Here is a 26,093-nt window from a genome sequence, read left to right as displayed (position 1 = left end):
TTGAAGTAACGCCCTAAGCCGCATCCAACTCCCCATCATTGCCCTCCAGAACGCCACGGTCGGAGGCTTTCAGCTCTACTCGATCGACGCAGTGCAACAGATGTAAATTCCCGGCGTAATCTTCCGTGAGTGCTGTGCAGCTTTCTATCCAATCGCCGGTGTTGGCGTAAACAAAGTTATCGCTTGTATCCAGGTCGGCACGATGAATGTGTCCGCAAATAACGCCATCGTAGTGGCGCTTTTTAGCTTCGCGGATGACCTGCTTCTTGTAGCGTTCGATGGCGGCACGTGCGCCGTGAATATTATCTTTAATTTGCCCTGCGAGTGAGAAATAGGGCATGCCCGCGAGGCGACGAAAACGGTTACCCCAGCGGTTGATAAACAGTAATAAATTATAGGCTGCATCACCGGTCATACGTTTTAGCCAATCGTATTTCATGTAGGCGTCAACGGCGTCACCGTGGAGTATCCAATATTTCTTGCCGGATACGCTGGTGTATTCGTGTTCGATGGCTATTTCTATCGGCCCGAATTTCTGTCCGGCGAAACGGCGCATGGGGTCGTCGTGGTTGCCTGGAATGTAGATGACCCGGGTGCCTTTGTCTGCCAGTTCGTAGAGCTTGAGCAGAATATGGTAGTGCTCCTGCGGCCAGTAGATCCGCTTTTTTAGGGACCAGAGGTCGACGATGTCGCCCACCAGGTACAAGGTGTCGCATTGCACAGACGACAGGAATTTATAGAGGTAGTCGACTTTGCAGTCTTTGAAGCCGAGGTGGACGTCAGAAATCCACACGGTACGCGCATTTACGTGTTGAGAGACTGTCATGAAAAATGCTCCTCAAAGGGTTCGTCTGGCAAACTCATTAATTCGTCCCATTAGCCCTAAAAGGCGTACGAGCGATTTCCAGACAAACGTATCTATTGGCGCACAGTGTCGATTCGCAGGGTGACGGTTTGTTAACAGCAATATGAAGGTTTGGTTAAAATCCGCACTAATTTGCTCTTTAAGTGTTTGTTTTTATGAGAATATTTCATTGGCGGCTCATTTTGGCAACGCACCCCAGCAGAAACCGGTGGTTGGCGCGTCTAGTTATACCGAAAGCCTTTGGAGGTCAAAGAGTCAAAAGGGTGTAGCAGGCATCATAGAAAAAATATATCAGAATCATCTACTCTATTGCTTTGATGTTTTATTGAGAGTGATTATCATTAATGTAAAGTGATATTCAACTGGAGCACCAACCCATGATCAAAACTCTCACATTTGCCGTAATGCATTTCTCTATAGCGTTCGCCGTTGCCTGGGCGTTAACCGGCGACTGGGCCGTAGGAGGTGCAGTTGCGTTGGTTGAGCCAGCAATTAACAGCGTCGGTTATATTTTTCACGAGAAGATTTGGGCGCACTTTAAAGGTAAGTCCGCGCAGGACGTCACTTCCACCTTGGCGTGTTGATTCTACCTAGCGGGCATTGACAGTGTAGTGCGATTCGGCTCCGCTGCTACGGGACAGAAGTGTGTGATAGACCCAGCGGCTGACCTTGCTGAGCAAGCTGGAGGCTGTCACAGAATCTGCGGTGTTGCGCATGTAATCCTGATAGTTGCCATTCCCGGGAATGCCATGAGCCGAAGAGTAGCTCGGGCTGGTAGTGCAGTCGATCACTTGGGTGGAGGTGAATGTGCTGCGAAAGGTGTAGCTGAGCTCCGTAGGCCGTTCCGGGTTAAGGTGAAATTTGAGATAAAAACCTGAAAATTCTACGATCTGGCCTAAGGTTTCGGCTATGCCCGCCATAATGCTCTCGCTTTCACAAGCATTGGGTACAGGTGCGGCCGTTACGCTGGGTTGTGGGCTTTGTGGAGCGTGGGTTTTACAGAGCGCTGTTGCGTCCACGTTGCAAGCTGCTGAAAGTATTGCCGTTATCACGAAACTACCGGCAGTGCTGATGTGCCGAGTCATCTTGGCCTCCGAAGCCAGTTAACGGGTAGGTAAGAGCCGCCATTATTTCACCGAAAGCGTGACACCTTTGTAACGAAACGTTATCGATTTACGCTAAGGCAGAAAAACGCGCACAACGCATGTTGGTCCAACAAGCAGCTTTTCGGGCTTAGCGCGTTATTCGGGTTGAACTGCGTCAGCGTATCAACCCAACTTCTAAACCGACAAACTTCCCGGTGATGTTTAGATACGATAGTCGAGGCCAACACTGACGCTAGGCAGGGACACATCGTCTGTATACATCAGGTTGCGTAATTCGACGTTCAGGTTTATGCCGTTGTTGAAAAACCAGCCAGCTCCAAGCCCGGCGGATAAGCCACTTTCGCTTTCGTCCAGTTCGCTACTGGTAGTGCCAGCCAGGGTTTGCAGTGCGACTGTGCTCGACAGCTCTGTGTACCCCAGGAGCGCATAGAAACGCGCCTGGTCGTTGATGCTTTCGAATCGAAAGTAAGCGGAAGTGTAGTTGTCGATGCTGTATTCGTTGCGACCATTCTCTGCAAACTGCAGGGTTTTATCCCCCAGGCCGTTGCCGTAGCGCAGATCGATGCCGAGATAACCGTTGTACTTGTAGCCCACCAGCAACTCGGTCGCGGCCAGTTTCAAGTCGTCATCTTCATCCATCGGCTCATTGACGATCAGGTCGTCGGCGAGAATACCGGTGAAATTGGCTCCAACGTAAAACCCGCGTGCATTGTCTGCGAAGGCAGATGCGGACGTTAGGCCAATAGTAAGTGCCAAAGCCAGGGCGAGAGGCGTCGATCTCATAGGGAGCTCCGTGATAGGTCAAGCTGCGGTTTTGCTGTTATGTGCGCTTGTAGCGTCTTTTATTGGCGCAGAAGATTACCACAGAATATTTTTTCAACCTATGGCCCGCGTCTCACCGGCGGCTCAGCGGCTGCTCGGATGGCAGGGGTACCTGGTAGCGTCCGTCAGGCAATTTTGCGCTGCGCCGCGACGGTGGCGCGCTGTTTGTGTCGCTCAACTTCATCCAGATTGCAAACTTCACTCGGGTCCAGATCCCTAACCTCCAGTAGTTCACATATAACGGCGCCGATAATTTCAGCGTGATCGTTGATCTTAAGGTTAGGGGGTAGCTTGGCACGAAGGCTACCGTTTTCAATTGCGATGTGCAGGCGCGCCTGCATCTGTTGAATGTGGTATGCAAAAAGCTTTGCGATGGCTGGGTTGAGCCAGGAGTGTCGTTTGATCACAAAAAACCACGTGGTTTCGTGGAGCACTTCTTTCGCCATTGGGCTGAAATTTTCAAAGCACCAACGTGCATAGGTTTCTGTTTCCGGGCCGTCGATATGCAAATGGTTTTGGCTGAACGGCCAGTTAAAACTTGTACGCATAACTCTCATCCTGACTTTGGACCTTTAGCAAATCGATTATAGAACAGTCAATTTTTCGCTTCTCGGAATGTTGAATTAGATGCAGTAAGTTTTCGTACGGATTTTATTTGTGGACACTGAGGGCGAAATAACGTCGCTGAAGTTTGGTTTATATCGCTAACTTTTAGTCAATTTGTTCGCGCTTATTTGTTGGTGATTATATAGATTTTTATAAAAACCTATATAAAACAATGGTTTGCCAAGTTGGCCTCGTAATTGCTATTACTGAGCCAACCATAACAAACCATCAAGGAACAACAATGAAAAAATTAATAGGGGCTTTGCTGACAGCAGTAGGTGGAATGAATCTGGCGCCGGCAGCGCTTGCTGACGACACCGTGAGTAAGGACTGGAGCTACGATCTAGCGCCTTATCAACGATTGACACTCTCGGCCGAACATACTGACGTGCAAATCTCTCAGTCCCAGCAAGATAAGATTTACCTAGAATTGGAGCAGAAGGTAATTTCTGGTGATCCGCAGACCTGTCTTCTTGATATTCGTGCAGTGGTTCGAGAAAGCGAACTTAAAATTGCTACCGACTGGCCATACGGTGCGGATAAAAATCACTGTAAGGTTAAACGCACGTTAAAAGTTGCTCTGGACGAGCGGGCGATACGCCGATTCGATCTAAAGCTGGAGCACGGACATTTAGATGTGGCGAGTTTGGGAGTAAAAACTCAACAATTCTCTGTAGAGCATGGCGCTGTAAAAGCAGGGACGTTTGCTGGTACCACAACCTCACTGAACACCAGGCATACAAATGTAAAAATCGACAAGGTTGAGGTAGCAAATTTTAACCTGGATGGTAGCCACGGTGACATGACTGTAGGGACTTTACAGAGTGATACTCTTTCCGGCCGTTGGCGCCATGGTGATATTCAGCTTGCGAGTGTAAGTACAAAAACAGTGGATTTGGACCACGCCCACGGTGGCGTGGTGTTAGCTGAGCACCGTGGTACAAAACTATCAATTCACAATGAACATGGCTTAATTAAAGCAGCGAAAAGCGATGCTGTTGCGGTTGAACTGGCGAATAGTCATGGCGATATTTCCTACTCGGGAGCGAGTGATCAAATAAACGTAAAAAGTTCGCATGGCGATGTAAAACTCATTCAGAAAAACAGCGAGTTTAAGCAGGTTATTGGTCGCACAAGCCACGGTCATATCAACGTAAAAGTGCCTACTGCAAGTGTATGTGATTATCGTATAGGGAAAGAGTCCAAAATTGACCAGGATGTTGTACGCCAGTCTGGCGACTGTTCGAAAGGTGGCGAAATTTCTCTCGCAGGCCGCTCAGGTGGACAGTCAATCTCTGCAATATAGCATGCCGTATCTACGGCTATTCATCTCAAAGCATATTTGAAACTATTGTTCGGGTAACTGCCAAAAATCGCGAATCTGCTGGCTCAGTTGGGCTGGCGATTCGCTGATTTGCATTTTTAAATGTGTACTCAGGTAGTTCCAGTTATCCGCTCGCAATAGCCGCGGTTCTACGAAAATAATAATACCTTTGTCGCTCTCTGTGCGGATCACTCGTCCGGCCGTTTGTCGTAAACGTATCAGGCCCGGAAACTGGAACGCGTACTGAAAACCGTTTAAACCACAACGCGAAAAATACTGGCTCATCTGTTGTTGTTCATCATCTGGTTGTGGCATGCCGGTACCGATAATAATCGCACCCAATAATGCAGTACCTGCGTAATCAATACCTTCTGCATATATACCGCCGACTATCGCAAATCCGAGTTTCGGCTCGCCGCCGTTTAAAAAGAGGTTGATAAATTCCTGGCGTTGACTGTCGGAACTCGCGGCGGTTTGCAGGAATAGTTCGGTCTCAGGAAAAGCGGCTTGATAAGCCGTTGCTGCCATTTCCAGATAAGCGTAAGAAGGGAAAAACACCAGATAATTGCCGGGTTTTGCGCGTGTCAGTTCACGAATGAGTTCAACAAGCGGGTTCAGGGACTCTTTCCTCTTACGCCAGTGGGTAGGTATATACGTGGTGCAAATTACGTATTGGTTTTCCTCTGGGAACACTGGTGGCAGGCGGTAACCTTGTGTCTGTTGTGGCAGCCCCAGTTGCTGCCTGGTGAAATTAAACGGGTCGAGCGTAGCCGAAAAGGCGATTGTTGAGCGGGCTTGAGACTGTAGTTTTTCTAAATAGCCACTCGCATCAAGGCAGCGAATTTTTAGCACCCGCTCTTTGCCATTTTTAGTCAAAATAGATATGTGGGCGGCTGAAAGCAGTTGTAACATCACCGCAAATCGATACAACTGCTTTAGCCATTCTCTAAAGCTGGAGTTGGGCATAGCTGAGCTTCCCGTTATTTCTGCCTCCGCTTCATCCTGTTGCAGGGCCTGCAAGAGATTTTGCAGTGGAAAATACATCAATCGCGTTAAATCTTTTTCGTTAATCGGATTTTCGTCTAGAAGTCGTAGCAGATGCACCAGTTTGGAAATGGCTTTTTTCAGCTTTGCAGCCTTACGCGGCAGGCTCTTGCGTACACCTTCACTCAATGCGGAATCCAATTCCGCGGAGTACATGTCACGTGCACGGCCGGGAAGGTTGTGCGCTTCATCGAGAAGAATTACCCGCGAATTAGTGTGTTCATCGAAGCAGCTAAGTCGTACCAGTGGATCATAAAAATAATTAACATCAGCAATGACAAAAGACAGCCATGGTGCTAGATGCAGGCTTAAAGCAAATGGGCAAATATGATAAGTATCTGCAATTTCCGTAAGGGCAACTTTGGTGAGCGTAGTTCTTAGCGCTTCGTTACGCGCAGAGGGAAGGCGATCATAAAAACCCACTGTTCGCGTGCAATATCCATTGTCGCCAGTACAGGAACTGCGCGTGTTTTCGTTGTTGGAGAGACAGGGGCAGACTTTATCGCGCGCTTGAATAATAAGCGTGTCCAGGTAACCCTCTGGGTCCAATTGGCGCACAGTGGACTCGGCTTGAACCTGGGTTGAGCCTTTGGAAGTAAGGTAGAGAGTTTGCGTATGCAAGTTTTCGCCAAAGGCTTTTATTGCAGGAAACAGTGCGGTTAACGTTTTGCCCGAGCCCGTGGGTGCTTCGATTAAGATAGGCTGTTTGTCGCGAATGTGTCGGTACACCTCGGCGGCGGTTTCTCGTTGCAGGGGGCGGTAGTGTGCAAATGGAAACGACAGGTCGCGGGCAAAAGCGCGCGCTGCGGTACGGCGATCGTAAATCTGTTGCCACCAACGCAAATAAACAGTAAGTAAACTTTCGCAATATTCAATTGCTTCTTGCGGGAGAATGTCGTCGTCCTGCTGAGATATTTGTTGCGTCGTGAGATCGAAATAGGTGAGGCGCAATGCCAGCGGCGCATTTTCTTGGCGCTCAGGCGTCATGTGAGCATAGAGCGCCGCGTATACCCGAAGTTGCGCCCAGTGTAAAAGCTTGCGTGTTTCGGGTATGAGATGACCGGGAATCAGGCAGGTTTTTATTTCCTCGAGAATTATATTCTTGGTGCTGCGGTTAATTAAATCCGCCCGGCCACCTAGTGTCACGCGCTGGTTTTCCACCAGCCACTCATCCTTTAGCGTAACTTCGGCTTCCCATGGCGCTTTACGGGATTTTTGAATTTGCTGATGTCCGCGTTGGCCTTGTTGCGCATCGGGTCCCCCGGCATCATCATTGAACAGATCCCCCTTTCTGGCAGCAAAGCTGACCAACTCTGTGACACTTAAATTCAGGTCTGGATAGCAGGCTTGGGCAGCGGCGTTTGGTGGGGGCTTATTGCCACTGCACATAGGCCACCTGGCAGGGAATTTGATGTTCGGCAAAATAGTGTAGCCACCGCAGCTGATTTTTTTGCAAACGATCGCCGGGGCCTTTTACTTCGACGAGTTCATAGCCGCCAGTATTGGGGAAATAAATTAGATCGGGTAGGCCGTTGCGGTTTTCCTTAAGGTCACGCAACAAGCGCTCGAATATTATCTGCCAGTGGCGCAAAGAGATGCGTGTTATTGCTAACTTCAGTAGCTCTGGCGCTGGCATAAACCCCATATGAAAGGGTGTGGCAATTCCGTGTTTCTGCTCGGCAACCTGGATGAGATCGTCCGGTGCGCGCTGCCAGTGCTCAAGCTTGCGCCAGCCTGATTCAAGATGTTGGCTGCGTTGACTGGCGAAATCCTCTTCGTAAAAATCGTGTGGACCAGTTTGAAACTCGTTGCTAAACGCACCGGGCACATCGGCAAAAATAGCCTCCCAAAATACGAGGCAAAACATACTCAGAAACAGCGTATTTTCTACGTAAAAACAGTCGCCGCTAACGCTTAAACTTTGCGCAGCGGCGAGTTCCACGTTTGGTGAGTCGCCAGCGGTCAGGAACAACTGGACTTCGTTTAGGGCTGGCGGCGCCGGTTTAGTCGCTGCCTGGCCGAGTGCTTTCAGCAATTTGGGGTGGAATTGCCGGGCGAAAGTTTGTTCGGCTTCACTCGGGCTGTCGAACATCTGCTGGCACAGTTTGAGCGCTGCCTGATGTTGCGCCAGGCGGTGCAAAATGCGGACTTGGCGCTCGCAGCTCGGTTGCTGCTGGCATTGTCTGTAGAGCGCCAGTGCATCCTGCCAGGCTTCTAGCCTTTCCAACTGGCGTGCAAGCCGCAGGCGCAATCGCTCTATGCGCCTTTGTACAAGGGTGTTACCCCGGCACTTATCCTGCTGCTGGGAGCACGCAATTGCTGGCAATTGGGTGTTCAGGGCGAGAATTTCCTCGCGACTCAAGCTTGCGAGATCGTCCAGTACATCCCGGAGCCGATAGTAGGCGAGCATCTTGTCTATTTGCTCGCGATGGGTGAAAACGCGCGTTGCTCTGGCCAGGCTGTAATTCTCGTAGCGGTACACGCCGAGGTCGCGCAGGACAAATTCGGTCAAATCCTGGCGGCCATTACTGAAATAGAGCAGGCAAAATGTAGCGAAATGCTCGCTGCTATTGAGCTGGATTAGGGTTTCGCCCTGCTGTTCTATTATCGTTTGTACTGGCTCGGGCAGGCTTTGCAGGAGTGGCACAAGGGCTGCCTTTGCAAGCCGCTGCGCCGCGGCACCTGGTAGTAACTCTAGCCACTCCTGTTTGGTGAACAGCGGGAAGGTATCGAGTAGATTGATCTCGGAAGGCTGGATGACGAGCTGTTGCGCGACCAAGTCTGCAACCGCCTGTGATTGATCTGATATCTCCTGGTAGCGTAATTTGGAGGTGCGAAACAGGGGGCCTTTGCGGGTGAGCAGGCGTACGTACAAGGCCTGTGCATCACCACTCAACAGCTGCAGGCGTCGGTAAAAATCCTGCTCCTCGGTGCTGAGTAAATCGTCGTAACGCTCATACACTCGCTGGATTACGCGCTGGAAGTTCGCCAGGTAATACAATGGGTCTGGCAGAACGGTGCGCGCAACGGGTTGTGATTGTGCGGAGGCTATTGGCGGCATTCGAAGCGGCTGGCAAAATAAGTACTACTGTATATGCGATCAGTTATTGCCGCAAGCCCGCTCAGGTTTCTGTAAGGGCGTTCTGGCTGGCGGTTTTTGTTTAGGGGGCGTGAGAGGCTAGGATGAAAGAGTTTGAATATGAGTTGCCAGACGTGCGTGATGGGCTGACGAGCAAAGAGCGCATTGTGCTCACATGCTTGCAGGAGGCGCAGCGGGAGCTGAAGGGGCGCAATGTCCCTACGGCCATGCTCTATGGTCGCGTGTTGGAGCATGTTGACCTGAGTGAGCAAGAGTTTGTGGCGATAGTACAGCGCATGCTCACGAAGCGGTGATGCCGCAACACCACAGCGATGACTGAGTGTCCGAGATGGCGGATTTTCGATTATTTTTCAGTCTGGCGCGCAAATCATTTATTAATCTAACCTGTTGATTCTTCGTTTGCTTATTTCTAAAGCAATTATTCTTCCTCGCCATTACTCGGCGCCCAACCTGCATCAGCAAGTTTTTTAGAAATATCTAATACTTTTGTGCTATGCACCCTCTATTGTAAGTGAGCACATACATACTTTGCTTCTAGTATAAATTCAGAGGTTTTCAAGTTTTTATAATTATAAAGTTTTACTGATGGCATACATATAAACGTAACAATGTCCATATACCAAAATAAATATAAGAAAAAAGTTTTATTTGTTTTTTCTTTCGTTTAATCTTGGAACTAATCGCATTAAAAAGTGACATGGATCACAAAAGTTGTCGTTTAAAGCATCTCTTATAGCGTTTAGTTTGGTTCTCGTGGCTGCTGTTCCAGCATTTGGTCACGGCGGGAGTGCGCCCATGCTGGGCGAGTGGCACGAAGAAATTGTTCGATTTCGTGTCAACGACAATTGGAGCCAGGAAGTCTGTTTCCGCCTGGACGAAAAAACCGAGGCGAGTGTGCGCTACGAATTTACCGCGCAAGTGCCAGTGAGGTTCGATTTTCATTTTCACCCGTCTGGGGGTGAATACGCCACAACGCATTTTCTTCGCCTGAAGGGTGCAGATTCGCACCAGGGCGTGGCCGACATCGGTGATGTTGGTATTTATTGTTTTGATTTTTTCCCGGGTACCCGGGTGAAGCAGGAGCGCACCGCAACGCTGCGCTACCGCGTCGACTAATTCCCTTTAACTCCAACGCAACCTGAGGATCTGGCTCAGAGGCACTCTTATGTTTAAAAATTGGCACCTTAAACAACTAAAAGCTGCAGCGCTGTTTCTTGTCGCTTTAACGCCTATGCGCAACGCACTGGCAGACGAGAATGATCTTGTAGTTATCGACCCGCAAGTAGATGAATGGCAGGCCATGGTGTCTGACCTGGGCGATGACACACAAGTTTTGATGCTGAAACAAGGAACCAACCCGTTCGCGCAAATTCGCGATGCACTGGCCGCGCGTTCTGCGCCGGTGAGTCGCTTGCACCTGGTATCGCACGGTGCAGCTGGTGAGCTTTTTCTGGGGGGCCAGCTGATTGACAGCGTATCTTTGCCTTCTTACGGGCGAGACCTGGCGGAAATGGGCCAGCAACTCACACCTGGCGCCGACTGGTATGTGTATGGGTGCGACGTGGCAGCTGGCCGGGATGGCGAGCACTTTTTGACGGCGATGTCGGATTACTCTGGTCTGGACGTGGCAGCATCTATGGACCGCACCGGCGCTTCTGCGTTGGGGGGAAACTGGACGCTCGAATATGAGCGCGGTGAAGTTCAACCGCAAGCGCTGTTTTCAGCCCGTTTCCAGCAGCAGTATCAGGCGGTATTGAGTCACTTCCGTGGTGGTTCCATGAGCTGGCGCCTGGTGGATGCCGATGGCGATACCCAGTTGGACGACCTCGAGTTGACGGTAAAATCCGCCTGGCGTTGGAATTCTATGTCGCCGCCTAGCAATAGCAGCCTTATCGTGAGTGGTACCGATCAGCCTTTAACGTTTGTTCAGACGTCTGATGAAGTGGTGTATGTTAACGGGGAATACAATGCTCCTGGCGATACTACCCCCACAACAGCCGATTATGCGTTAAGCACACGCACGTTTACGGCTAACGATATACCGCAAGGGCAAGCCTTTCTGATTCGCTGGAATGGTGGCGCCCGCATTAGTGATTTGCGGAACAATGCGGATGGTAATTGGAATATCCAGACGTTGGTGAATACCAGCAATGGCAACCTTGCGCCCAAGATCGATCTGCCGATTATTTACGAAGTGCCGCAACTGCAGTCGGATGGTGTGAGCACGTTGCAGAGTTACACCTTCCCGGTGACCTCAACCGACCCCAATGCCGATAAAATGCGCTTTCGTCTTGCGACAGAAGACGAGCTCGGTGGTCTTGCCGGGGGTTACGTAAACCCTACCGGTTTTACAATCAACACTAATACCGGTGTTGTTACCTGGAACGATTCAGGGACCTTAACACCGGGTCTGTACAGCGCCGGCATTGTAGTTGAAGACGTGCGGGCCGACGGCACGGTTATCTCCAAGAGCCACGTCGACTTTATTCTGGATCTGCAACCCAAAGCGGCCGTGCCGTTTGAGGTGAGCAACAATATTCCAGAAAGTCGTAACGTTATTGTTGAAAAGGGCGACTCTTATAATTTCCAGATTACCGGGACTGCGGTTGATGTTAGCAGCCTGGGTACCCTGCAAGGTACGCTGACCGAATCGTCCACGGTCGACGGGGATTTCACCTTTGCCCCGGGCGCGATTGGCACCGGTCTAGATCCTGGCACCTACCCCATTACGTTCGAAATCTATGACACCTCAGACGCCCGCTCAAAGAGCTATCTGATTCTGAACTTCATCGTGCCCGATCCTCTGGCGCCACGCCTGCAAAATGTGGAGTCGGATACAATCACTTATGCGAGTACAGATGCGCAATTGGTGGATGTCGATAGCGATGCGATTCTCACCGATAGAGACAATGGCGGTAACCCGGTCACTCACCTCAATAACGGCTTGTTGCGTTTTAACGTCTCCTTTGCTGATGGTGAATATGAAGTGTTGGGTTTCACGTCTGAGGGGGATGGCCCGGGTCAGTTCCGTCGCGACGGCTACGAAATTTATTATGAAGGCAGCAAAATCGCTGATATCGACACCTACGAGGACGGTGTGGGTAATGCATTGCGCATTCAGTTCGGCACTGTTTCAACAGCGACTGTGCAAGCACTGGTGCGTAAACTTACTTATAACGACACTTTTGTTTTACGTGCCAGCGGTCGTCGCAACCTCTCGCTCTACGTGCAGGACGGTGACGGTTTAGCGCGCAACTACTCGCTGTATGTGGATGTGCAAGAGCATCCGGAGAAGCCCGCAACAAGTGGCCCGGTTGTGGTGAACAACCACCTGCACCTGCGCAATGTGGCCGATAACGTTATTACCTCAAACGACTTGCAGTTTGCGGACGCAGACACCGATCCAAGTAATGTAACGATTGTTATAAATTCTACGCCCAACGGTATATTCTGGCGCCTTGGTGCGCCTACAGTGGCGATCACCAGCTTCACTCAGCAGGAAGTGAATGATGGCAAGATTTATTACGATCACCGCACCGGGCCTTATGCGCCCCCGGAAGTTAACCTGAGTGCTACCGATGGCACAACACCCGCTGGCCCCTACGATTCTGAGATCAGCTTTACCAGCAATGACAACTCCGCATACACCCTGGATGAAAACACCACTTCGGTAGGGCTTGTGCCTGTTCACGGCGAGTCGGGCACGGTAACCTATTCTTTGATTCCATACCCTGACTACAACCAGGGCGACCTGTTTAACGTTAATCCGAATTCGGGTGCCTTGTCATTCAAGGTTGCGCCTGATTACGAAAACCCGGTGATGTCGGGGATACCAAACCAGTACAAGCTCGCGGTTCAGGTGATTGGTTCTGCGTCTAGCGGCCACGTTCAGAAAATTACGGTGGACGTGCGAGATGTTAACGAAGCACCGGTGATTACCGGTACCCCGGCAGCAAGTGTTCGCGTGCCAGCAAGCTACAGCTTTACGCCGACTGCGACCGACCCGGAAAGTGATGCTATTTCCTGGAGTATTGCGAATAAACCAAGCTGGATGTCTTTCGATACGTCTACTGGCGCGCTGTCTGGATCACCGTCGGACTCTGACGTTGGCTCTTACACCTACATATTCATCATCGCGTCAGATGGCAACTTAAATTCTCATATCACTCTCGATATAGACGTTGTTGAGCGCAATTACGCGCCGGTAATTATTGTTGAGGGCAAGAGTACCGCTGAAAATACGCCGTTCAGTTACACTCCAACGGTGGCCGATGGCAACAGTGGCGATGTCCTGACTTACTCCATCACTAACAAGCCGGCCTGGGCCAGTTTTAATACCGCTACGGGTGAAATAAGTGGCACCCCTGGTTTTGACGATGCAGGCGCCTATAACGGCATTCAAATCACCGTTGATGATGCTAACGGTGGCGTTACTCAGAGCGACGCATTTCAGATTTTCGTTACCGATACCAATCGGGCCCCAACAATTTCTGGTACTCCAGCAACTACCGGGTCTGAAGGCGTCGCGTACAGTTTTGTCCCGACCGGTTTCGATCCGGACGGGGACCGCCTGGCTTTTAGCGTACTCAACCTGCCACCGTGGGCGAGCTTCGACGATACTACCGGTACCGTGAGTGGCGCCCCGGGCTTCACCGACTCAGGTACCTACAGCAACATTATTGTTGGTGTGAATGATTTGCGCAGCGGCGTGGATACCCTGCCTGCATTTAGTATCGTTGTTGCTGAAGTTAACCGGGCGCCGACCTTGAGCGGAACACCGGCTGTCAGTGTTGCGGAGGATGCGAGCTACAGCTTTGCGCCAGTGGTTAACGATCCGGATACCGACAATACCCTTACCTTGAGTATTACTAACAAGCCGAGCTGGGCGAGCTTTAACACCACCACCGGTGCGCTGACCGGTAAGCCAGGCTTTGAAGATGCCGGGACTTACAGCGGCATTGTTATCTCAGTGGTGGACAACCTTGGCGAAGGCAATAGTCTCCCTGCGTTCACCATTACGGTTACCAATACTAACCGCGCACCGACTATTACCGGTGTGCCTGCCACCAGCGTAACCGAAGCCAGCAACTACAGCTTTGTACCGAGCGCGACCGAGTTGGATTCCAGCGATAGTGTCAGTGGGTTCAGCATTACCAACAAACCTGCTTGGGCCAGCTTTAATCCTACGACGGGTGAGTTGTCTGGTACACCAGGTTATGAGGACGCGGGTAGCTACAATGGCATCGTTATTTCAGTAACGGATACTGTGGGCGGTACCAGCAGTTTGCCTGCGTTTAGCATCACTGTTGCCGATCTCAACCGCGAGCCAGTGATCAGTGCACTCCCACCCGGCCAGCCAATCGCTGAAGCGGAAACCTATACCTATGCCGCCACGGCGACCGATGCAGATAGCGATATCCTGACCTATAGCATCGTTAACAAACCCTCCTGGGCGAGTTTCAATACTGCTACCGGTGTATTGACGGGCACGCCCGGTTACGACGATGCCGGTCGCTACGATGGCATCGTGATTGAGGCGCTCGATGGTAAAGGCGGACGTGCCGCCGTGGGGCCATTCGGTATCCAGGTGCAGAATACCAACCGCCTGCCTACCATTAGCGGTACCCCGCTACCCACCATTGCAGAAGGGCAGCCGTACAGCTTCACGGTATCAGCAACCGACCCGGATACTGGTGCAAGACTGAGCTATCGCGGTGAATACCTGCCTTCCTGGTTGTCGGTTGATCCGACGACAGGGACGGTCACGGGTACACCTGGCTATGAAGACGCGGGTACTTACGCCAATGTGGCGATTATTGTAGAAGACGAATTGGGCGGCAGGGATACCCTGGGCCCGTTCGCCATCACCGTAACCGACACCAACCGTGCGCCGACCATTGCGGGCACTGCACCTGGGTCGACTGACGAAGGGGGCTCCTTCTACTTCACGCCAACGGCGAGTGACCCGGATAGCGACCCGCTGACTTTTGCAGTTAGCAACAAACCTTCCTGGGCGCAGTTCAATTCCAATACCGGTGTGCTCAGTGGTACGCCTGGCTATCTGGACGCGGGTCAGTATGCGGGTATTACCGTTACCGTATCCGATGGTCGCGGCGGCAGTGCTGTTTTCGGGCCATTTAGTGTTGATGTAAACAACTTGAACCGCGCTCCGACCATTTCCGGCACCGCGGCGCCCAAGGGCACAGAAAAGCTGGCCTACAGCTTTACCCCCAGCGTTGTGGACCCGGATACCGACGATGTACACACCTTCAGTGTGACCAACAAGCCCGCCTGGGCGAGCTTTAACACCGCCACCGGTATGCTGTCTGGTACACCGCAAGACGGTGATGAAGGCACCTACAGCGGTATTGTGATCAGCGTTGACGATGGCAAAGGTGGCAGTGATGCGCTGGCGCCGTTCGCTATCCAGATCGACAATGACAACACCGCACCTGTGGCGAGTGGTATCAGCGCAAACATCGTTGAAGACCAGCCCTATGAAGTGACTATCACTGCGCAGGACGGGGAAAACGACCCGCTGACCTTTATTGTGGTGGATCAGCCTGAACACGGCACCCTCACTGGCACCGGGCCTAAGTTTGTCTACACCCCGAACCTGGATTACGTGGGCGCCGACCAGTTTACCTTCCGTGTATCGGACGGTGAACTTCAGTCCGACCTGACCACAGCAAGCTTTAATGTAGAAGCGGATCTGGACGGTGACAAAATCATCGATGATCTGGATTCAGACGTTGACGGCGACGGTATTCCCAACGCGGAAGATGGTTCTGGCGATAGCGACGATGACGGCATTATCGACTCGCGCGATACCGATTCGGATAACGACGGTATTCCCGATAGCGTAGAAGGTGCGGAAGATCAGGATCAAGACGGTATACCCAACCATCAGGATCTGGACTCCGACGGCGATAATCTGCCGGACGCGCTGGAAGGCACCGTGGACTCTGACGAAGACGGCACCCCGGACTACCTGGATACCGACAGCGATAACGATGGGATCAGCGACCTGATTGAAGGTGCGGAAGACAGCGACAAAGATGGCACGCCAGACTACCTGGATAGCGATTCCGACAACGACGGCATCAGCGATAAGGACGAAGGCGCTGACGACATCGATAACGACGGTATCCCGAACTATCTGGACGACGACGCCGATAACGATGGCATGAAAGACGCCGACGAAGGCACCGCGGATTCTGACGGAGACGGCACCCCGGATTACCTGGATACCGACAGCGACAACGACGGTATCAGCGATAAGGACGAAGGTGCTACCGACTCCGATAACGACGGCACCCCGGACTATCTGGATACCGACAGCGACAACGACGGCATCAGCGATAAAGACGAAGGTGCTGACGATATCGATAACGACGGTATTCCGAACTATCGGGATGACGACAGCGACAACGACGGCATGAGCGATAAGGACGAAGGTTCAGCCGATTCCGATAACGACGGTACACCGGACTACCTGGACAGCGATTCCGACAACGACGGTATCAGCGATAAGGACGAAGGTTCAGCCGATTCGGATAACGACGGTCTGCCGGACTATCTGGACAGCGATTCCGACAACGACGGTATCAGCGATAAGGACGAAGGTTCCGCTGATTCGGATAACGACGGCACCCCGAACTATCGCGACGAAGACTCGGATGGCGACGGTATTCCCGATGCGGACGAGAGCCAGGCCGATAGCGATGGCGACAACATCCCTGACTTTATTGATACCGACAGCGATAACGACGGCATCAGCGATAGCGAGGAAGGTGCTCGCGACAGCGACAACGACGGTGTGAGCGATTACCTGGACACGGATTCCGACAACGACGGCATCGACGATAAAGACGAAAGCACTGGCGACAGCGATGGCGACGGTACCCCGGACTACCTGGATACCAGCATCGATGAAGACGGTGACGGCATTCCCGATATTATCGAAGGTGCTGGCGACGACGATGGCGACGGTATTCCGAACTACGCGGACATCGATTCCGACAACGACGGTATTCTGGACAACCAGGAAGAAGGGATTTCCGGCAAGGACAGCGACAACGATGGTATCGACGACTCGTTTGACGTCGATGAGACCGGTGGCGTGGACCTGGATAACGATGGCATCGACGACGGCTATGTGCTGCGCGATACCGACGAAGACGGCATCCCCGATATGCTGGACCCGGACTCTGACGGCGACGGTATTCCCGATGCGCTGGAAGCGGTGCGTGAACCAGTGGATTCCGATAACGATCTGATCGACGACCGTTTCGACGTGGACCAAACCGGCGGTATCGACACCGACGGCAACGGCATTGATGATCGCTTCGACGCTGGCCAAACGGGCGGCCCGGATGCGGACAACGATGGTATCGATGACACCACCGTGCCGCAGGCGGATGCGGACCACGACGGTATTCCGGATTACCTGGATTCCGACAGTGACAACGACGGCATTCCAGACAGTGTTGAAGCGGGTAACACCGGCAACGACACCGATGGTGATGGCATTGACGATCAGTATGATGCGGACTTCACTGGCGGTGCAGACCTCAACGGCGACGGTGTCGACGATGACGCTGCCTTGCGAGATTCCGATGGCGACGGTATCCCTGATCTACGCGATCTGGATTCCGACAACGACGGCTTCTTCGATGTCGACGAAGCGGGCTACCCGGATCTGGACGAGAACGGCATGGTGGATGACGAAAGCCTGGTCACTGGACCTGCGCTGGACTCTGACAACGATGGCATTCCGGACTATCTGGACCTGGACAGCAACAACGATGGCATTAACGACATCGAAGGCAACGCTGCTCACGTACTAGATGAAGATGGCGACGGCCGCATTGATAACATGGTCGACTCCGATCAGGACGGTATCCACGATCTGCTGGATCAACAGCCGAACGCGTTTGGCTCGGGTTCTGACAAAGATCACGATTCCGTACCTGCTGGTTTGGATCGCGACCAGGATGGCGATGGTATCTCCGACGCGGTAGAGGGCATGGGTGACCTGGATAACGACGGTCTCGCTGATGCACTGGATCTCGATAGTGACAACGACGGTCTGCCAGACAGCCTGGAAACCGATCGCCCGGCACCTACCGGTGTAGACACTGACTTCGACGGTATCGACGATGCCTATGACGTTGATGTGACCGGTGGTGTAGACGCGGACGGCGACGGTGTCGATGACCGCTTCCAAGAGGTAGATACTGATGGCGATGGCCTGCCGGATTACCGCGATCTGGACAGCGACAACGACGGTATCCCCGATAGTGAAGAACAGCTGCTGGTACCCTTGACCGGTATGGATAGCGACAGCGACGGTATTGACGACGCAGTCGACGTAGATAATACCGGTGGTGTAGATGCCAACAACGATGGCGTTGACGATGCGTTGGTGGTGACTACCGACTTCGACAACGACGGTCTTCCAGATTACCGTGACACCGACAGCGATAACGACGGTGTACTGGACGGTGATGAAAACGGCGACTTCAACAACGACGGCATTGTCGATCGTCTGCAAGTGGACAACGGTGTTGAAACCGGTGTTAACGGTGGTGGCTCGTTCGGTCTCTGGTTGTTGATGATGATGGGTGCGCTGGTGCTGGTTAAGCGCCGCGCCTCCCGTCCGCTGCTGGTGGTAGCTCTGTTACTGGCGTCCGTTGCCGGTCGCGCCGCAGAGTGCGACTACAGCAGCGCCTATCGGCAGGCGGGATGCTGGTACCTGGGTTTGGGCGCAGGTGTCAGTAAGCTTGAGCCAGAACCTACTGACGCTACCAGCTGGCAGGTCAATGACAGTTCCAGCAATGCAGTCGGTGTGTTCGCCGGATTGCGCTTGAGCGATCACCTGTTTGCTGAGCTGAGTCACTACGATCTGGGAACGGCAACCCTATCCAGCGTAAACCCTAGCATTACACTGGAGCCGGAAATCGACTACAGCATTACCGGGCTTTCCGCTGGCTACTGGTTGCGCAACTACGGCGCACGTTTGAACGCTTTCGTGAAAGTCGGCCTGCAGACCCTGGATACAACCTCGACCAATATTTCTCACCAGAATAACAGCACCCAGTTCACTCTGGGTGTGGGTGGCGAATGGTTAATCAGCGAAAAATGGTTTGCACGGGTATCGCTGGATTCATATGACAAGGATGCCCAGGCGGCGACTTTGAGTGTGGCGCGCTATCTTGGCAAGGCCAGTCCCAAGCCAGCCAAAGCAGAGCCTGTGGCGGCGGCACCTGCAGATGCCGACAACGACGGTGTTATTGACGCCGACGACCAGTGCCCACAAACACCGGAAGGTGTTGCGGTGAATCACTTTGGTTGCCCTGAAATTTCGCCGGTTACTGTACATTTTGCGTTTAACTCCGCCGTTTTGAGCGCAGAAACCCAGGCTCAATTGGATGCCTTGGCACAAGGTGTAGCGGCCGCGAACTATGATTTCCGCGTAAAAATTGCGGGTCATGCGGACTGGGTCGGCAGCGAAGCCTTTAACCAGGGGCTTTCCGAAAAACGCGCGAATGCCGTTGCGAACTACCTCAGCGAGCGTCTGCAACTGAATGCAGAAAAGTGGGACACTCGAGGTTACGGCGAAGTGAAACCCGTTGCCGACAATAACTCGGCTCAAGGTCGGGCGCAAAATCGCCGTGTCGAGATCACGTTCAAATAGGTTGAGCGGCGCATTATTACATTTCGAACGGGCAGCTCAGGCTGCCCGTTTTTGCATTCGGAGCCTGGCAGTTTTCAGTAGTTCTCGATGGAAAAGGAACTTGATCTGCCGGTGTTTGTCCATTTTCAGCGGTCGCGGCGTAATTTGAGCACGCGATCTACTGTAGTCAGAATTCAGACCGATTGGCGGCCGGGCGCAGTTGATCCTCAGCCCAGAAGCGCATACTCTACGGCCCTGGTTTACACACATAATAATTAAGCACCCGCGTTTGCTGGCCTTTATACGCCCCAGCGCGAAAGGTGCGAAAGACGGGATCTCACCATGCAAAAATATCTGCTAGTCCTTTTGCTTGCATTGCCACATCTGGCCTTTGCTCAGCAACAATTATTTTATATTGGTCGTTTTCAGTCGGATGAAGCCAAGACTCTTGCAAGTATGCGCGCCATCCCGGGGATTCCCGAAAAAGAGCGTAAAGCCTACGAGAAGGATTTTTTCGGCCGCCTGGTTAACGATATTCGCTCCGACTCGTTCACGACCTATTTTGCGAACGATGTGCCGGCGAGCCCGGTGTTTATTCCGGCGCAGATTCAGCTGGTGTCGGGCGATACTATTCGGATGCGTTACTACCACGAATATCGCAAAGAGTTTGTTGAGCGGGAGCTGACTTTTAAAGACGGTTGCTACACCGTGCCGGTAGGTCCATGGGGATTTGAAGAGTTTTTCTGCAAGCTGCCCTGATGCCGGTAGTCGTAGGAGGAAGGCGCTTGTTTATTCATAGTGCGCCAGCTTGTGCAGTTCGCCAGTGAATTCTTCAAAGCGCGCCTCGAGTGCGCAACTGTGCTGGATGATTTGGCTGGCGCCTGAAATTGCCTGATCAACCGAGGCAATGAGCGCTTTTTCCTCGTCTTCATCCAGACCTAGCCGGTAGACGGCCTGTTCAATCTGTTCTTTTATTCCATCGATTACATCTTCGGTGAGATCTGACTGGCGGAGGATAATTTCGCGAATCTCTGCCAGCTTTTTATCCGCGAAGCCCGCCAGGGAGCGAATACCTGCCTGGCGTTCCTGCGCCATTTTCTCATTGATCTCGAATGCCACACAGCGCGCCTCTGCGCCGTCGACCAGCACGGTTAAATTGTCTTTCAGACGACCGTAGTCCTCAGGGTTTTCTACGGGCATGTTTTTGATTAGCAGGGTCACATGTTTGTCGGTGATGATCGTCCGCGCCCCAAAATCCAGTATGCGATGCTTGGTGGTAATTTTTTCCAGCACTTTCGCTTCTATGGATTCCGGCGCACAGTTGTAGAGGTGCTCCTGGCCACCAAAGGCGAAGCGGATACAGCAGGCCACCCCGTACTGCTCGGTGGCTTCAAGTAATTGTTTTGCCAGTTCCTGCTCATTCTGGCACTGAAAACTGGCCTGCAGGAAGCGAATGGTGAGGCCCAGTTCTGCGCTGCTGGCCATCGCCTGAAATGCCGTATGCATCGCTTCCTGGCGCTGACTTTCGATGTTTTTGACCGCGATTCTAGCGGCTAAAACCGATTCGACTCGCGCAACGACCGTATCTTCATCGAGCGGTTTGGTTACGTATTCGTCCGCACCCGCTTCGTATCCCCGCAGGCGCTCTTCTACGGTATCGAGACCGGAGACAAAAACGATGGAGATGTTCGCGGTAGCGGGATTTTCGCGTAATTGCTTACACACGTGGTAGCCGCTGATGCCGGGCATGTGCGCGTCCAGAAGTACCAGGTCGTAGCTGTTTGTTTGGACTGCCTCGATGCAGGCTTCGCCGCTCTCCAGACAAGTGACGTCGTACTTTTCGGCAAATATATCCTGCAAAAGTACGCGTGACATTTCCTGATCGTCGACGATGAGTATGTGGGGACGATTGGCTCTCATAAGTGTGGTTTCGCTGGGGGTTCCAACCCGGAAATGAGGCTTGTCGTCTAAGTGTAGATCAGCTTATAAAAAGTGGTGTTGGCTAAGACGGCAGAAGAATGAGAGGTCGTTGGAATATAAAAAAAGCGCTGTAGGTACAGCGCTTGGGAGGGAGAGAAAATGTGTTTGGCGTTTTAACGATGACCTGTTAGCGACGCCGTTTTTTGTCCGTACTGGAACACACCTCAGTACGGACCATCGGGTTTTTTAGAAGTCCAGGTTGCCGGACAGGTTTGGTGTGGTCCAGTTGATGTAGGAGTCCACGTTCACTGTGCTACCAGAGCGGGCATTGATAGAGCCTGTATTGCCGCTGCCGCCTTTCAGGAACTTCGACACGTTATCGCGCAGAGGTTGGGCAAACTCGCTTTTCCACGCGCAGTGGCTGCCGTCACTTACGTTATTGTGGAAGCTCATGTTGCTGCTCACACCCAGTGCTTCATAAATGCGCTTACCGGCTGCGGCTGCAGCGTAGGAGGAGCGATAGTCGAGATTGCCGATGTGTGGGTTATCCAGAATAAGCAGGCCGCGTGGCGCCACCAAACCAATAACCTCATGGGTATCAATCGGCAAGCGGTTCGGGCTGCTGGCGAAAGTGCGGAAAGCATTTGGCGAGAACCAGGGTTCGTAGTTGATCGCGTGCGAAGGTTGTTCGCCACCGCTGTCGACCACGGGTACCAGGCGCAAGGCGGGTACGCCGCCGATACCAGACTCGTTGGGGATGGTCAAAGCGACACGGCCGTCGAATGCGCCGGCGATAAAGGCGGCTTTACCGAAGCGCGAACACCCGGTAACACCCACGCTGTCAGCGTCGATCAGGCTAGAGCTTTCCAACACGTCGATAATACGGCTGGCGCCCCATGCCCACGCGGTAAGCAGACCCGCCTGGCTTGAGCCATAGATGTCGTAGAAGCGTCCGTTGCCTTGTCCGCTGCCTTCTGCACCCACTTGGTATGGATCGAAGTTGATAATCGCAACGCCCTGAGATTTAAGGACATCTTTCATGCCACCTGCGATACCGAAGAATCCACCACCGAAGCCAATGACTGCGGGGTAGGGAGCGGAACCCGTGGAAGGCAGTTCGACAGACGCGCTGAACGAGGTTGAACGGCCGTTGTGCGACACGCTGACCTGCACCGAGGAGCTGCTGACAGTACCCGTCACACTGCTGGGTTTGGCGGGTTTTTCACCGTAAATATAGGTGTAGGCCTGCTCGAGGATTTCCGCACGGCGACAACGCCATTCGGTCTTGCTCGTCATGCGCGTGCCGTCGAGTTTGCGGAACGGATCAGGCAGGTTGTTGGTGCCAGATACTGCTCCGGGCAGCGGACCTACATTACAGCTGGCGCTGGGGTTTTCGTTGGAAGGTGGCGGTGTGGGCGGTTCGGTCAATTCGCCGTCCGGGGAGTAGATCGCGAAACCTGCAATTGTGCCGTTGTCGACCAGTGTTTCCAGTTCAATATCGAGGCTGCCGTCGTTCACGTAGATATTGTCCACACTAAACTCGTAAGCGCCATCGTGACCCGCAAGGGTGTAGAGGTCGACGTTGGACATTTCGAGTTGGTCTTCAATATAAAGGTTGAAGGAGCGGTCGCCTGCTGCGGTTTGATAGATTTCGGCAAACTGCATGTCGATAGAGAAGGTGCCTGCTGTTACCGGAATGCTGTAGGTGTAGGAACCGTAGCGTTCGGTCTGGAACACGGCGTCTTCGGTGGTGCCAGCAATCGGGTCGGTTGTCGAGCTGACGCTGCCGCCGTTGTAGTACTCATCCGCTTGGTATTGCACACCATTGTAGGTGGTCGCATTACCACCTGCATTGATGGCAACCACCAGCTGTGCGCTACCTGAAGAGCTCGAAGAAGAGCTGCTGGAGGATGAGGAACTGGATGAGGATGAGCTGGAGGAGCTGCTACTGCTCGAGTTACTGCTTGATGTAGAGCTACTTGATGTAGAGCTGCTTGATGACGAGCTACTGCTTGACGATGAGCTGCTGGATGAACTGGTAGAGGATGTACTGCTGCCAGTTCCGCAGGCACCCAAATTGGTCCAGGACGCGTCGCTGCCGGGTACTGAGTTAGTGTACCAGTTGGCGCGGTACAGGGTGTTTTGATACACCATCTGATCGCCAGCATTGGCGTGGTTATAGGCACCACCAGACCAGTCACGTGCAGTCCAGCTGGGGTACACATTCACACCTGCACAGCTGCCCCCGGTCGCACCCGAACTGCTGGAGCTGCTGGAGCTAGATGAGCTCGACGAGCTGCTGGAAGAGGAATTGCTGCTTGACGATGATGAGCTGGATGAACTGCTGGAGCTCGAGGAGCTGCTGGAGCTGCCAGTGCCGCAGTTTCCGCTGAAGCAATCGTCCGTCGCGCCAAAGCCAATTACACCATTACAGTGCATAGTTTCGGAGAAGGAGCCGTTGCCGCAGCCGCCGTCGTAGGTGGAGGTGTTGTACTCCATATCTTCGGCTTCGCGCACTTCGCCATTGGCGTAGACGTAATCCAGAATGACATCGCGCCCGCTCGCATCGTTGTCGAATTCAACCTGAATGTCACCGCTGGCGCTGCCGCTGTACACGTAATCTGCGTCGGAGGTGGTTAAGGTCCAGTCAGCGACAGTGACGCCGCCAATGTTCAAGTTGATATGTTCTGAGCCATCGGTACCTCGGGCGCGGACAATAATATCGGATCCGCTGGGGCCACCACTTGACGATGAAGACGAGGATGATGACGTGCTGGAGGAAGATCCTGACGATGTCGTTTGGCTGACGGTAATGTCGGAGTTACCGCTGCTCTGGTAGCCTTCCGTCGCCAGTACCATGTAATCGTGGCTGCCCAGATTCAAACCCTGGCTCGCCCAGTAGTTGAAGTGATTGGCTACGTTGATCGTGCCGCTAATCTGGCCAAAGCCCTTCTTCGGCGTACGCACACTAAAATACTGATAAAAAGTGGCGGTACCTTCAATGGATGGCTGGTTGACTCGCTGGCAGCGGCGGACATTGTAGGTCGCGCCATCGCTCTGGAAGCTGCCGAAGTTAGTGCCGCCATTACAGCTGGATGGGTTGTAGGAGCCGTAACTCTCGATCACGTAGTACTCAATGAGAGGGTTGCGCGTCCAACCGTACAGAGCGAGGTAAGAGTTCTGTGAGTTGCTCACGCCATAGTAACCTTCATAGGCTACGGTGCGGGGGCCACCAGGGTTCCAACCTTTACCGCCAACCCAGTTATTGGTGGCGTTGGTCCATTGCGAGCGATAGCGACCGCCAGACATGAGTTCGAACGACGCATCACCACTGTCTTTCCAAAAGGAGTAGTAGTAACCGTTGTGTGTGCCGGTCGCGTTAGATGTCAGGGTTTGTGCCATAGTACCTGCAGACAGCAGCGCTGTGGCACAACCAATGGCGGCTAGAAATCGTTTTCCCGTGCGCGCAACCTTGTCCAATTGGCGCGGTACCACGGTTTTTCGTGCATGTGACGGCGAAGATAGATTTATCCGCCACGGTGAGTGATGTGAATTCATTATTAGAATCTCCACAAGTTCTGTTCAGGATTACAGGGTTTGATGTCCCAGTGGGATGCTCAGCCGGATGGGTTTATCCGTTGTTATCCTTTATATCCATGTTGGCTGATCTCGAAATCGCATCGAGGCGCGGGCCTGAACTACGCGATAGGTATCTCACATAGGAAACAGTCGTTCCCCCAGGGTGAAAAAAAGAAAGAAACCTAAATTGGCGCCATAACCGCAGTTAATGGCAGAGAACATCTTTTTTATTGTTATTGTCTAGTTGACTGTATGCTAGTACACAGTAAAGGCATATTGGACCAAAGTCTATCCTGGAAAAAAGACTGGTATACATGTCGACGTTGCCGTCAGCTTTCTGCTACCTAAGTGTTGTACTTTCGTTAGTGTTTTCAGGGAATTAAGCGAATTAAAGTCGTTTTCTTTAGTGGTATTTCAGAGGTCTGTGAGTGATAAATTTATACGGTTGGCAGCCGACCATTGGTGATCCGACTTTTTTGGGCTGGCTTACTGTGCTGGCGTATTGTTTCGCGTTTTTGTTATCCGTGCGCGTGGTGTCTTGCGCAGAGCGTTGTTTTACCTCGGACACTCAAAAACAGGTATGGCTTTGGGCCGCAATGGCTGGCTTGATGTTATTTCTGGCAATCAACAAACAGCTGGATTTACAGAGCTTTTTTACTGCATGGGCTAAATATAATGCGCGTGAATACGGTTGGTATGAGCACCGTCGATCGATTCAAATGGGGTTTATCGTTGCGGTAATAGTTGCAGGCTTTTGCGTCTTGGTATTTCTCTTGGTGCTGTTTCGTAAACAGCTCAAAAACAACAGTCTCGCGCTGGCTGGCTTGTGTTTTTTAGTGTCTTTTATTGTAATTCGAGCAGCATCTTTTCATCATTTTGATCGATTGATTGGCGTTCACCTGGGGGTGCTGCGCATTAACCACCTCTTTGAATTGAGTGGTATTGGAATGATTTGCGCTAATGCGATGACGCTACTTCGCTGCGTTCGCTAAGTGCGCGTTCAATGCGCTGTTGGTTTTTTACAGCTGCGCTGTCGCGGGTAGATACAT

At 52.5% G+C, this 26,093-nt stretch carries 15 protein-coding genes; 7 read left to right on the top strand and 8 right to left on the bottom strand.

What is annotated here, in order from left to right; genetic code table 11:
- Positions 1-13: 13 nt before the first annotated feature.
- Positions 14-826 carry a UDP-2,3-diacylglucosamine diphosphatase gene (locus TERTU_RS15325; protein WP_015818709.1) on the bottom strand — a complete coding sequence of 271 codons (813 nt, stop codon included), beginning with the start codon at positions 824-826 and terminating at the stop codon, positions 14-16.
- A gap of 416 nt (positions 827-1,242) precedes the next feature.
- On the opposite strand from TERTU_RS15325, the gene TERTU_RS15320 reads away from it, so the two are divergent.
- Complete coding sequence (locus tag TERTU_RS15320) at positions 1,243-1,449, top strand: DUF2061 domain-containing protein (protein ID WP_015818101.1); 207 nt, start codon at positions 1,243-1,245, stop codon at positions 1,447-1,449.
- A 6-nt stretch (positions 1,450-1,455) separates the two neighbouring features.
- Here the strand turns inward: TERTU_RS15320 and TERTU_RS15315 are convergent, their stop codons facing one another.
- The 3 genes from TERTU_RS15315 to TERTU_RS15305 form a co-directional block, all read right to left on the bottom strand.
- The gene (locus TERTU_RS15315; protein WP_041590270.1) at positions 1,456-1,950 is read right to left on the bottom strand and encodes a hypothetical protein; all 495 of its coding nucleotides are present in this window, start codon (positions 1,948-1,950) and stop codon (positions 1,456-1,458) included.
- 222 nt (positions 1,951-2,172) lie between these two features.
- Positions 2,173-2,754 carry an outer membrane beta-barrel protein gene (locus tag TERTU_RS15310; protein WP_015819260.1) on the bottom strand — a complete coding sequence of 194 codons (582 nt, stop codon included), beginning with the start codon at positions 2,752-2,754 and terminating at the stop codon, positions 2,173-2,175.
- A gap of 164 nt (positions 2,755-2,918) precedes the next feature.
- Complete coding sequence (locus tag TERTU_RS15305) at positions 2,919-3,341, bottom strand: hypothetical protein (RefSeq protein ID WP_015819847.1); 423 nt, start codon at positions 3,339-3,341, stop codon at positions 2,919-2,921.
- Positions 3,342-3,640: 299 nt separating this feature from the next.
- Between TERTU_RS15305 and TERTU_RS15300 the strand changes: the two genes are divergently transcribed.
- Positions 3,641-4,705, top strand: a complete 1,065-nt coding sequence (locus TERTU_RS15300) for a DUF4097 family beta strand repeat-containing protein (protein ID WP_015818895.1) — start codon at positions 3,641-3,643, stop codon at positions 4,703-4,705.
- Positions 4,706-4,747: 42 nt separating this feature from the next.
- Here TERTU_RS15300 and TERTU_RS15295 read toward each other — a convergent pair whose 3' ends face one another.
- Positions 4,748-7,156 (bottom strand): ATP-dependent DNA helicase, encoded by a 2,409-nt coding sequence (locus TERTU_RS15295; protein ID WP_015819462.1) that lies wholly within the window; start codon positions 7,154-7,156, stop codon positions 4,748-4,750.
- Positions 7,140-8,828 carry a VRR-NUC domain-containing protein gene (locus tag TERTU_RS15290; RefSeq protein WP_015820203.1) on the bottom strand — a complete coding sequence of 563 codons (1,689 nt, stop codon included), beginning with the start codon at positions 8,826-8,828 and terminating at the stop codon, positions 7,140-7,142. Before TERTU_RS15290 ends, TERTU_RS15295 begins: the two co-directional genes overlap by 17 nt.
- Before the next feature lie 122 nt (positions 8,829-8,950).
- On the opposite strand from TERTU_RS15290, the gene TERTU_RS15285 reads away from it, so the two are divergent.
- The 4 genes from TERTU_RS15285 (at position 8,951) to TERTU_RS15270 (ending at position 20,304) form a co-directional block, all read left to right on the top strand.
- Entirely contained in the window at positions 8,951-9,160 is a 210-nt protein-coding gene (locus TERTU_RS15285; protein WP_015819321.1) for a hypothetical protein, read from the top strand.
- 502 nt (positions 9,161-9,662) lie between these two features.
- On the top strand, positions 9,663-9,983 hold the full coding sequence (locus TERTU_RS15280) for a hypothetical protein (protein ID WP_015818446.1): 321 nt from the start codon (positions 9,663-9,665) through the stop codon (positions 9,981-9,983).
- 49 nt (positions 9,984-10,032) lie between these two features.
- Positions 10,033-19,566: a putative Ig domain-containing protein gene (locus TERTU_RS15275; RefSeq protein WP_015818993.1), complete on the top strand. Its 9,534-nt coding sequence runs from the start codon at positions 10,033-10,035 to the stop codon at positions 19,564-19,566.
- Positions 19,567-19,887: 321 nt separating this feature from the next.
- A complete protein-coding gene (locus tag TERTU_RS15270) occupies positions 19,888-20,304 on the top strand; it encodes a hypothetical protein (RefSeq protein WP_015817472.1) in 417 nt (138 codons plus the stop codon).
- A 30-nt stretch (positions 20,305-20,334) separates the two neighbouring features.
- Here the strand turns inward: TERTU_RS15270 and TERTU_RS15265 are convergent, their stop codons facing one another.
- Complete coding sequence (locus tag TERTU_RS15265; protein ID WP_015818088.1) at positions 20,335-21,465, bottom strand: response regulator; 1,131 nt, start codon at positions 21,463-21,465, stop codon at positions 20,335-20,337.
- Between the two features lie 246 nt (positions 21,466-21,711).
- Positions 21,712-25,023 (bottom strand): glucuronyl esterase domain-containing protein, encoded by a 3,312-nt coding sequence (locus tag TERTU_RS15260; protein WP_041590269.1) that lies wholly within the window; start codon positions 25,021-25,023, stop codon positions 21,712-21,714.
- Positions 25,024-25,472: 449 nt separating this feature from the next.
- On the opposite strand from TERTU_RS15260, the gene TERTU_RS15255 reads away from it, so the two are divergent.
- Positions 25,473-26,036 carry a hypothetical protein gene (locus TERTU_RS15255; RefSeq protein WP_015819530.1) on the top strand — a complete coding sequence of 188 codons (564 nt, stop codon included), beginning with the start codon at positions 25,473-25,475 and terminating at the stop codon, positions 26,034-26,036.
- Positions 26,037-26,093 lie beyond the last annotated feature (57 nt).

It is taken from the genome of Teredinibacter turnerae T7901, assembly GCF_000023025.1.
GTDB lineage: Bacteria > Pseudomonadota > Gammaproteobacteria > Pseudomonadales > Cellvibrionaceae > Teredinibacter > Teredinibacter turnerae_B.
This window is presented reverse-complemented; position numbering and strand designations above follow the sequence as displayed.